Genomic DNA, 11,125 nt, shown 5'->3' with positions numbered 1-11,125 from the left:
TTCCCAATATATTTTCAATAAAATTTTTATTTCTTCTCTTTCAACAACTTCTCTAATTTCTCTTTTGTTTCCGGAATTGCTTGTAACGTTAACGCTTTTTTGAAAGTTTCAATCGCTTTTGCTTTATCGCCTTTTTCAAGGTATAAATCGCCAAGAGAATCATAACAATTGGCACTTTCAGGATAGTTGGTTGTGTTGAGTTTAAATAAAGTTTCGGCTTTGGTTAATTGTTTGGCGCCCATCATTTGGTAACCCAAATTGTTAATCTGGCTTTCGCCCGGTTTTACGATATAACCCATATTTTCAGAAACATTTTTATAATGCGCTATCAATAAAGAATCTAATTTAAAATCAGGATTTTTTAATTCGCTGTCATAAATTTTAAGTTTGTAGAATTCAAAAATAAATCGAAGCGCGTCATATTCTCCAATCAAACGTACTGAAGGATGATTGTCATCTTCATAAAATTTGTATTTAAAACGCAATTGGTTCTTTTTGTTTTTAGACTGCTCTTTAATAAAAGCTAAATTACTGCGAATAAGTCCCGTAGTTCCGCTTGTATCTTTTTGAACGCTTAAGGTGTCAACGCCTCTTTCTAAACGGTTTGCCATTGCCATGTACAATGTTTTTCCTTTATAATTTTGAGTTGGCAAAATCGTTTTGGCCTCTTTTACCACTTTCTGATTGTCCCACCAGAGCGAAGCATCAAGAGAAACATACGAATTAAATAAAGTCGGATTATGCAAAAAAGTATTCATAACCGTCAATCCTCCAAGCGAATGACCAATAAAAGTTTTATACGATGTTGTTGGATAATTAGCATCGATATACGGAATCAATTCTTTCTCGACATACGACATAAATTTCTCGCCGCCGCCCACAACATCTGGCAATTCTTTATCTCTACCGGTTGTTAAATCAACCAATCGGTTTTGGTGCAGGATTCCAACCACAATCATTGGCGGACAAAGGTTCGACTCTGCCATGTGTTCTGTAATGCTCACAACGGTATTGAAATTTTCGCTTCCGTCTAACAAATAAATGACAGGATAATTACCTCTGTCTTTAATTTTATTTCCTCCGTTACTATTCGGAATATGGATCCAGACTTTGCCTTGCTGTCCTAATATTTTTGAAGAAATGGTTTCTTCAAATCCTGTTGTAAATGGACTGTTTTCCTGTGCCTGCATGCAAAAAGACAGCATGAATAAGGCAACAGAATAAAAAAATGTTTTCATAGTTTTTAAGATTAAATGTTTGATTGATGATTTGAATTCAACAAAACAATTCTGATGAATTTCCGGGCAAACTTAACCAATTAATCATCAAACTTTTTCTGCATTTTTTAACCTTTATAGAATTGAGTTACTTTTTCCGAATTAGTGAATTTTAGAAATAAAAAATTCCTTTTTCACTATATTTATATGCAAATAAATCTGATTTTAGCGTTATCAAATAAAACTGCTTTTCTAAAACTTCATTTTAATGAATAAAAATATAAGATCTCTTTACGAAATTGCTCAAAAAGAGACCCGAAAAATAATCGGTTTAATGTCCGGAACTTCGCTCGACGGACTTGATATTGCGCTTTGTGCCATTTCTGGTGCGGGCGAAAATACGGTTGTCAAAATTCTGGAATTCGAAACCATCAGTTATTCCGAAGAAATTAAAACCGAAATCAGTAAAGTGTTCGCACAAAAAACCATTGATTTTCAGCATTTGGCTTTATTAAACGAATGGATTGGGATTTTGCATGCCAGTTTGGTCAACGATTGTCTCGAAAAATGGAATATTCCTGCGCACGAAGTCGACTTAATTGCCTCGCACGGACAAACGGTTTTGCACGCTCCGAAGTTTTTGCATCAGCAGGAAAAATTTCCCAATGCAACTTTACAAATTGGCGACGGCGATCATATTGCCGTAAAAACAGGAATTATTACTTTATCTGATTTCAGGCAAAAACACGTTGCTGCAGGTGGCGAAGGCGCACCTTTGGCTGTTTATGGCGATTATTTATTGTTTAGCAAAAAAGGCGAAAACCGTATTATGCTTAACATGGGCGGAATTGCGAATTTTACGTATTTACCTGCTTCTCAAAACGCCGAGGAAGTTTTTGTAACCGATACCGGAACCGCAAATACGTTAATCGACATTTTTACGAAAAATTATTTCCCTGAAAAAAGTTACGACAAAGATGCCGAAATTGCCCAGACGGGAACGGTAAATCAAACTCTTTTGACGGAATTAAAAAGCAATGCTTTCTTCACGAAAAGTTTTCCAAAAACAATTGGTCAGGAATTATTCAATAAAGGTTTTGTAGAAAATGCATTGGTAAAAACAAATCTTCAAAATATTTCGGCACCAGATTTGCTTGCCACTTTAACGAGGCTCAGCGCAGAAACAATTGCCGAAGCGATTCAGTTTGCAGCAAAAAACACTTCGTATGAACTTGAAAGTTTCAAGATTTATATGTCGGGAGGCGGTGCAAACAATCCGTTATTGGTAAAATGGCTGAAGGAATTATTGCCTTGCGAATTTTATAAAAGCGATGATTTAGGGATTTTAAGCGATGCTAAAGAAGCAGTTTTATTTGCGCTTTTAGCCAATGAAACGGTTGTGGGCGGCGATTTTAATTTCGGAACAAAAAAAGGAATTCCGTCTGTTAGTATGGGTAAAATTTCTTTTCCCGATTAAAAAGAGTTTGCCACGAAGACGCTAAGGCACAAAGTTTTTTTTGCCACAGATTGCACAAATTTTCGCGAATTATTTTTTCACGCAGATTTAAAAAGATTTAAAAAGATTTAAGCAGATGCGCGCAGATTAATTTATAAAAATCTAAAATTAGATCTGCTTAAATCTGCAAAATCTGCGTGAAATTCAAATTAAAATAATCTGTGCGAAATATTATAATCTGTGGCTTAAAATTTTCTCACACAGATTGGGCAGATTTAGCAGATTTTTTTTATAAAAAGCTTTGTGCCTTTGTGCCTTCGTGGCAAAAAAAACGACACACAATACATTATTAATATTTATCGTAAATTTATTCAAAAACAAATACATGAAAATCAAACAAATAGCATACAAATTATAATTTCTTAATTATTTATTATAGTCCGCTAAAAAAACTATTTTTGATTTCTGTTTAAAAAAGATTGAAATGCATAAAAATCAGCACCTAATATACTCTCTCCTATTTTTATTAACCCTTGGATGGAATGCCGTTTCACAGGAAAAAGTGACGCATCCCAAAAATGAATTTAGAGGTGTCTGGATTGCAACGGTTGTCAACATCGACTGGCCAAAAACCGCCGTTGACAACGTAGAAAAAGAAAAAGCAGATTTTATCGAGATTTTAGATGCTTACAAAAAACTAAATTACAACGCTGTAATCGTTCAGATTCGTAGTGTTGGTGATGCTTTTTATCCTTCGGAACTAGCGCCCTGGTCACGTTTTTTAACGGGAAAAGAAGGTCAGGCTCCGGCTCCGTATTACGATGCATTGGCGTGGATGATTGAGCAGGCGCATTCGAGAGGTTTTGAATTTCATGCGTGGATGAATCCGTATCGTGCGACTTTCGATTTAAACAAAGGTCTTTTGAGTCCAACACACGACATTTTTAAACATCCGGAATGGATGATCGAATATGGCGGAAAATTATATTACGATCCGGCTTTGCCTGAAGTTCAGACGCATTTAACCAAAGTTGTAAAAGAAGTCGTTGATAAATACGATATCGATGCGATTCATTTTGATGATTATTTTTACCCATATGCCGTTCCCGGAAAAGTTTTTAACGATACGGCTTCTTTCAAAAAATACGGTTCTGGTTTAACTCTTGCCGATTGGCGTCGTGCGAATGTGAGCAATTTTGTGCACACGATTTCTACGACTATAAAAACGAGTAAACCGTGGGTTCAATTCGGAATTAGTCCGTTTGGGGTTTGGCGAAACAAATCGATGGATCCAAAAGGTTCAGAGACGCAATCGACTTCAAATTACGATGATTTATACGCAGATCCAATTTTATGGATGGACCAAAAATGGATCGATTATATTATGCCGCAATTGTATTGGAGCATGAATAATCCGCGTGCTTCTTACTCAAAACTGGTAAAATGGTGGTCTGAAAATTCGAATAATACGGCTCTTTATATTGGTCACGCTTCATACAAAATTCGAGGCGATGGCGACAAAAGCTGGAATTATGTAAGCGAAATTCCAACGCAGATTGATTACGCCAGAAGTTTCAAAAAAGTGGGCGGAAGCGCTTATTTTAGTTCAAAATGGTTCATGACCAAAAACTTTGATGTCGTTCGTCTTTTAGAAGAAAATCAATATAAATATCCTGCGCTTCCGCCGGCAGTTCCTAATTTAAAACGAATTGTAATTGATATTCCAACGGTAAATGAATTTTCAAAAGACAGTCTTAAATATTATTTCAACATCAAATCGCCGCTAAATACGAAAGTTCGTTATATGGTGGTTTATGGTGCAGATCATATTTCGAGAATCAATACTAATGATGCCACACAAATAATTGACAAAATTATGGTGCATGAAATCGACGGTACGATCTCATTTTTTATCCCTGCAGAAAAAATGAATCAGTATAAAGCTTGCGCTGTAACTTTTATTGATTATTTTGCGAACGAAAGTACCCCAACTACTATCGACACAAAAAAGACATTTAAAATCTATACACCTGCACAACCGAATGAAAACAGATAAATCTCCGTGGTTTTGGATTCCGCTTTTAAATTTTGCGTCTGGATTGCCTTACGCCGTCATCATTTCCGTTTCGGTTATCATGTACAAAAATCTCGGAATCTCTAATGAAGACATTGGGGTTTACACCAGTTTATTATATCTTCCATGGGTTATAAAACCACTTTGGAGTCCGTTTATTGAATTGAACGGAACCAAAAGAAAATGGTTTTTATCGATGCAATTGCTTATTTCGATTGCGTTTTTATTAGTCGGTTTTACGGTACCATCCAATGGATTTTTCATTATGACTTTGGCTATATTTTGGGTTGCTGCTTTTGCTTCTGCCTCTAATGATATTGCCAGCGACGGCTTTTATTTATTGGTATTACCCAAAGAACAGCAATCTTTTTTCCTGGGAATCAGAAGTACTTTTTACCGACTTTCTCTTTTAGCCGGAAACGGATTAATCGTTTTGTTTGCCGGATATTTAGAACATAAATATGGAGATAACACAAAAGCTTGGTCGTATACGATGATTGCGGTTGGTTTATTAATGACTGTAATTACCGTTTACAATTTTGTTTTTACACCAAGAAATGAAATTAATTCGGTTGAAAACAATAAAGATCACCACCAAAACTTCACCACTATCTTTGTGAGTTTCTTTAAGAAAAAACAAATCGGATTGGTATTGGCTTTTGTTTTATTGTTTCGTTTAGGAGAATCGCAATTGCTTAAAATGCTAAGTCCATTTTTATTAGATGGAAAAAATCTTGGCGGAATGGCTTTAGACACAGAAGCTGTTGGAATAATTTACGGAACTTTTGGTGTTGGCGCTTTAACTCTGGGCGGAATTCTGGGCGGAATTGCTATTTCCAAACAAGGACTTACCAAATGGATGTTTCCGATGTTTTTAGCGATGCACCTTCCTATTATCGGATTTATTTTGCTGGCATTTTTTCACCCTTCTTCTATTTATTATATTTATGCCGTTGTTATTTTAGAACAATTTGGTTACGGTTTTGGATTTACAGGTTTTATGATGTTTTTAATACATGTTGCCGAAGGAGAATCAAAAACAGCACATTATGCTCTTGCAACCGGATTTATGGCTTTAGGAATGATGATACCGGGAATGTTAAGCGGTTATATACAACAATATTTAGGCTATCAGCACTTTTTTATATGGGTTCTGCTGGCGACAATTCCGGGATTGATTTTGTCCCGTTTTTTAATTTTCCCGAAAGATTTTGGGAAAAAATCAGAAGAAGTTTAACCCCAAATCAAACTCTTACTTATGGAAATCAATGAAAATTTGCAAAACGAACGCAACCTAAAAGGCGCTGAGTTCGAAAAGGAAGGAAATTTTGAAAAAGCAATTGAAGTATATGAAGAAAATGTCGCGGAAAGCTTTAAAGGAAACCATCCTTACGATAGATTGGCTACGATCTACAAAAACCAAAACGATATCGACAACGAAATTCGGGTTTTAGAAAAAGCAATTGTTGTTTTTGAAGAAATCACACTTGAAGATCGCCTTGAAGGTTTGCCAAAACTTTTCCGTTTTAAAAACCGACTGGAAAAAGCCTTACACACTAAAGCACAGCTTGCTAAATTGGCTAAACAAAAGAAAAGTAAGCTTTAATATCAATAATTTTACAGTAGTTTTATCATGATTACTTTGAAAAGAACCAATTCTGACGATCTTGATTTTGTAAATCTTGTTGCTTTATTAGACAAAGATTTAGCCATTAGAGACGGAGAAGATCACAGTTTTTATAATCAGTTTAATAAAATTGATAAAATAAAACATGTGGTTGTTTTTTATGAAAATGACATTGCCGTAGGTTGTGGCGCTTTTAGAGAAAAAGAAAGCAATTCGGTGGAAATAAAACGCATGTACGTGCATCCGGATCATCGAAAAAAAGGAATTGCCTCTCAGGTTTTAACCGAATTAGAACGCTGGGCTGCAGAAATTAAATATCCTTACACAGTTTTAGAAACCGGAAAAAAACAACCCGAAGCGATTGCTTTATACCAAAAATCAGGTTACAGTATAATTCCGAATTATCCTCCTTATGAAAAAATGGAGAATAGTGTTTGCATGAAAAAGACTTTATAATAATGAAAATGACAGCCGAAGCATTAAAACAAAAAGTGGGACAATTCTTTTTCCCTGCTGTTTTTATAAACGATACCGAAGAAAATATTCAGGAAACCGAACGTTTGATCAAAGAACACAACATTGGCGGATTGACTTTTTTTCACAGTCGGGCGAGTGCTGCAACAAATTATGAAAGCAAGAAAAAAGTTGTTTTTAATGACGATAGTTATCAAAAAATAAAAGACTTAATTGTTCGCTACCAAAAAGCGGCTTGTACCCCACTTTTAATTAGTATTGATGCCGAATGGGGTTTGGCGATGCGTATCGAAAAAACACCGCAATATCCGTACGCCATTACACTTGGCGCTTTGCCTTCAACTAAAGCTAATTTGGTTTACGAGGTTGGAAAACAAATTGGTCTGGACTTAAAAACTGCCGGAATTCATTACAATTTATCGCCTTTGGCAGACATCAACAATAACCCAAATAATCCTGTTATTGGTTATCGTTCTTTTGGTGAAAACAAAAAGAAAGTCGCTGATTTTGCTGTCGAATATTTAAAAGGAATGTCTGAAGTTGGCATTTTAGGCTGTTTGAAACACTTTCCCGGACACGGAAATACCAATGTCGATTCGCATTTGGGATTACCGGTTTTAAATGAAACTTTGGAAGAATTATTAGAAAACGAATTATATCCATTTATTAAAGGAATCGGAAATAATGTCGACTCGATTATGATTGGGCATTTGGCGGTTCCGAGTTTGAATGACGGAAAAAACACATCGGCAACTTTATCAAAACCTATTATCGAAACGCTTTTACGCGAGAAATTAGGTTATGATGGTTTAGTAATTTCTGATGCCTTAAACATGCACAGCGTTTCTAAATTGTATGAAACAAAAGGCGAATTGGAATGGGAAGCTTTCAACGCCGGAAATGATATTTTATGCTTCGCCGAAAATGTTCCCGAAGGAATTGAAACCATTCTTAAAAATGCTTCGCCGGACAGAATCGAAGAAAGTTTCAACAGAATCCTGAAAGCGAAAGAAAAAGTGGGGCTTTTAAATGATTCTTTTGCTGCAACCGGCGAATTAAATTTCGAAAAAGCTTCTCAATTAAATCTTGAAATTGCCGAAAACTGTATTACAAAAGTTATCGGTAATTCCGTTTCTGACTTGGTTTTCGAATCTCAAAAAAACAATCAATTAGCCAAATTGAGTTTGTACAAAAATGTGGAGAACACATTCTTCAAAACCTTAAATTCAAAATTACCTTCGCCTGAATTTGCTTTTGAAAATCTGGAAATTTCAGATATTTCATCCATCAAAAAAGAACTAGAAAATTTCGAAACTATTATTATTTCCTTATTTGTTCCAAAGGCAAAACCTTTGAATAATTTTGAAGTCAATAATGAAGTATTCGTTTTACTTTCAGAATTGCTTCAAACTAAAAAATGTATTGTTTACGTTTTCGGAAATCCGTATGTTTTGCCTTTAATTCCGAATCTTTCTAAGGCTTCTGGGTTAATTGAGGCGTATCAGGATTTTGATGAGTTTCAAAAAGTTGCAGGAATTTATCTTCTTGAAAATAAAAATTATTCGGGAAGCTTACCCGTAAATATTGACATTCAATAACTTACAACTTTATCAATCATCACCATAACTAAAATTTATTACTTAATAAATATTAATAATTACATCTTATTGTAAATACCTTTACTTATACCCTACTTTTGCACTAAATAAATATTTAACATTAAAACGAAAAATATGTCTTTAGTAGGAAAAAAATTCCCAAGTATTGCAGTAGATGCTATCTCAGAAATGGGTGATAATTTAAAAATCAACATTTTTGAAGAAGCAGTAAACAACAACAAAAAAGTATTATTGTTTTGGTACCCAAAAGATTTCACTTTTGTATGTCCAACTGAATTACACGCCTTTCAAGCTGCATTACCAGAATTTGAAAAAAGAAATACTATCGTAATCGGAGCTTCTTGCGACACAAACGAAGTACACTTTGCGTGGTTAAACACTCCAAAAAACAACGGAGGAATCGAAGGTGTTACTTACCCAATCCTTGCTGATACAAACCGTAACTTATCTAACATTTTAGGAATTTTAGATATTGATTCTACAGAATACAGCGAAGAAACGGATTCAGTTATCATCGAAGGTTCAAACGTAACTTACAGAGCTACTTACCTTATTGACGAAACTGGAAAAATCTTCCACGAAAGTGTTAACGATATGCCATTAGGACGTAACGTAAACGAATACTTAAGAATGGTTGATGCTTATACTCATATCCAGGAAAAAGGAGAAGTTTGTCCTGCAAACTGGGAAGCTGGTAAAGAAGCTATGTCTGCTGACAGAATCAGTACTGCTGAATACCTTAGTGCTAACTAAGAAAAAATAAAATTCCAAATTTTTAAATTCCAAATTCCAATTGGAATTTGGAGTTTAAAAACTGGAAAATTCAATTCAAAAATCAATAACATTTCAGGTATAACATTTCTAAGTTCAATCGCATGATTTGGAATTTGGAATTTATAAACTTGGAATTTAAATAAATAAGGTATGTTAATCGACTTAAACGAAGATACGTTAGCAGATTTAGTTGCTAAAAACGAAAAAGTAGTAGTACAATATTCAGCTTCATGGTGTGGAAATTGCCGTATTATGAAACCAAAATTCAAAAAATTAGCGACAGAAAATGAAGCTATCACTTTTGTTTTGGTTGATGCAGAAAATTCTCCGGAATCAAGAAAATTAGCCAATGTAAGCAACTTGCCAACATTCGCAACTTTCGTAAACGGACAATTAGTTGGAGAAACTCAAACCAACAAACAAGAAGTTTTAATCGACTTGGTAAACGCAATTGCATAATGAGATTAGTTAGACTAACTTAGATTTTAGACTTCTTAGATGTTGTCCTAAATTAAAGAAAGTCTAAGAAGTCTAATATCTAAAAATCTAAGAAATCCAGAAATATGAAATTACCTGTAATAAAGCAATTAACGCAATTTATCGAAGAAAACGATCAGGATTATATCATCGAAACTATTGAAGTTTTAGAAGCTATGACTGAGATTCCATCTTTAAAAGATGAAGAATTGGATGTAATTGGCGAATTGATTTCAAATATGTATGGCGCACTTGAAGTACACAAAATGGTATCTCAGGGCACTGACAAAAAAGAAGCTTTAAATGCGTTCATGAAACGTGTTTTAGGTTCGATCGATAAATAAACTGGCCTCTTTCCTGAAAAATAAAAAAACATGACTAAAGAAGCGTTTTCTAAACAAGAGAGCGCTTTTTTTTATGCCTAATTATTTGGGCGAGACAACATTAGAAAAAGGGGCTAATCTAGCATAGCATTATTCGCCCCTTTCCCTAATGCTGTCGGGCTATCCGCTCCGCCGCGGCGGATTGCTCCTATCCCTCTCGCGGAGCAGCCGTTTTCAGTTTAAAAAATAAACAAAAGTCTACGCCAGCAAAGTCATTGCGATGAACGAAGCAACCGCACTAACAAAAGCAAACTTTGAGGATTTACTAAGTGAGATTGCTTCGTTCCTCGCAAAGACAAAAAAAATCTGCGTTAATCTGTGTTTTCGCAAAGCGAATCAGCGTCATCCGCGTTCCATATCGACACAAAACCACAAAGACAAAATCAGAACATTCACAACATAAATTCACAAATTATTCGTTATCTTATAACTAGCTTAATTGTGATGACAACGCCTAACAAATACTTTTAGATTCAAATATTAATCCTTACTTTTGAACCTCATTAAAAAAAATCACCATGGCTTCAATAACATTAGGAGGAAATCCAGTTCATACATCAGGAGAATTACCAAAAGTAGGTTCACAACTTGCTGATTTCAAATTAGTACAAAATGATTTATCAGTAGCTTCATTAAGCAATTTTGCTGGTAAAAAATTAGTTTTAAATATTTTTCCAAGTATCGATACGGGAACTTGTGCGACTTCTGTTAGAAAATTCAACGAAAGTGCAAGCAATTTAGAAAACACTACTGTTTTGTGTATTTCGAGAGATTTACCATTTGCTCAAAAACGTTTTTGTGGTGCTGAAGGATTAGAGAATGTTGTAAACTTATCTGATTTTAAAGAAGGTTCTTTTGGTAAAACAAATGGTTTAGAAATCCTTGATGGACCTTTAGCCGGTTTACACTCAAGAGCAATCATTGTGGTTGATGCTGACGGAAAAGTTCTTCATACAGAACAAGTTGCTGAAATTGCAAACGAACCAAATTACGAAGCAGCTTTAGCAGCACTATAATATCCAGA

General features: G+C 34.8%; 11 protein-coding genes. 10 read left to right on the top strand and 1 reads right to left on the bottom strand.

Going from position 1 to position 11,125, the window contains the following annotated elements; translation table 11 throughout:
* Nucleotides 1-26 precede the first annotated feature (26 nt).
* Nucleotides 27-1,238, bottom strand: coding sequence for an alpha/beta hydrolase-fold protein (locus BUE22_RS00670; RefSeq protein ID WP_084540187.1), 1,212 nt, complete (start codon nucleotides 1,236-1,238; stop codon nucleotides 27-29).
* 247 nt (nucleotides 1,239-1,485) lie between these two features.
* Here BUE22_RS00670 and BUE22_RS00665 point away from each other — a divergent pair, with 247 nt between their 5' ends.
* From BUE22_RS00665 to tpx, 10 genes are all read left to right on the top strand, one after another.
* A complete protein-coding gene (locus BUE22_RS00665) occupies nucleotides 1,486-2,694 on the top strand; it encodes an anhydro-N-acetylmuramic acid kinase (protein ID WP_073392961.1) in 1,209 nt (402 codons plus the stop codon).
* Between the two features lie 463 nt (nucleotides 2,695-3,157).
* Complete coding sequence (locus tag BUE22_RS00660; RefSeq protein ID WP_073392959.1) at nucleotides 3,158-4,729, top strand: glycoside hydrolase family 10-like protein; 1,572 nt, start codon at nucleotides 3,158-3,160, stop codon at nucleotides 4,727-4,729.
* Nucleotides 4,716-5,984 (top strand): MFS transporter, encoded by a 1,269-nt coding sequence (locus BUE22_RS00655; RefSeq protein WP_073392956.1) that lies wholly within the window; start codon nucleotides 4,716-4,718, stop codon nucleotides 5,982-5,984. Before BUE22_RS00660 ends, BUE22_RS00655 begins: the two co-directional genes overlap by 14 nt.
* Before the next feature lie 21 nt (nucleotides 5,985-6,005).
* Nucleotides 6,006-6,353 carry a tetratricopeptide repeat protein gene (locus tag BUE22_RS00650; RefSeq protein WP_073392953.1) on the top strand — a complete coding sequence of 116 codons (348 nt, stop codon included), beginning with the start codon at nucleotides 6,006-6,008 and terminating at the stop codon, nucleotides 6,351-6,353.
* A gap of 27 nt (nucleotides 6,354-6,380) precedes the next feature.
* Complete coding sequence (locus BUE22_RS00645) at nucleotides 6,381-6,830, top strand: GNAT family N-acetyltransferase (RefSeq protein WP_073392950.1); 450 nt, start codon at nucleotides 6,381-6,383, stop codon at nucleotides 6,828-6,830.
* Between the two features lie 2 nt (nucleotides 6,831-6,832).
* Nucleotides 6,833-8,446 carry a glycoside hydrolase family 3 protein gene (locus BUE22_RS00640; protein WP_073392946.1) on the top strand — a complete coding sequence of 538 codons (1,614 nt, stop codon included), beginning with the start codon at nucleotides 6,833-6,835 and terminating at the stop codon, nucleotides 8,444-8,446.
* A 135-nt stretch (nucleotides 8,447-8,581) separates the two neighbouring features.
* Nucleotides 8,582-9,220, top strand: coding sequence for a peroxiredoxin (locus BUE22_RS00635; protein WP_065450690.1), 639 nt, complete (start codon nucleotides 8,582-8,584; stop codon nucleotides 9,218-9,220).
* Nucleotides 9,221-9,391: 171 nt separating this feature from the next.
* Nucleotides 9,392-9,700, top strand: coding sequence for a thioredoxin family protein (locus BUE22_RS00630; protein WP_007805605.1), 309 nt, complete (start codon nucleotides 9,392-9,394; stop codon nucleotides 9,698-9,700).
* 104 nt (nucleotides 9,701-9,804) lie between these two features.
* Complete coding sequence (locus BUE22_RS00625) at nucleotides 9,805-10,062, top strand: DUF6952 family protein (protein WP_042566605.1); 258 nt, start codon at nucleotides 9,805-9,807, stop codon at nucleotides 10,060-10,062.
* A 557-nt stretch (nucleotides 10,063-10,619) separates the two neighbouring features.
* On the top strand, nucleotides 10,620-11,117 hold the full coding sequence (gene tpx / locus BUE22_RS00620; RefSeq protein ID WP_042566606.1) for a thiol peroxidase: 498 nt from the start codon (nucleotides 10,620-10,622) through the stop codon (nucleotides 11,115-11,117).
* Nucleotides 11,118-11,125 lie beyond the last annotated feature (8 nt).

The organism is Flavobacterium pectinovorum (genome assembly GCF_900142715.1).
GTDB classification, from domain to species: domain Bacteria; phylum Bacteroidota; class Bacteroidia; order Flavobacteriales; family Flavobacteriaceae; genus Flavobacterium; species Flavobacterium pectinovorum.
The sequence above is the reverse complement of the archived record's forward strand: the minus strand, read 5'-3'. Positions and strand labels throughout refer to the sequence as shown.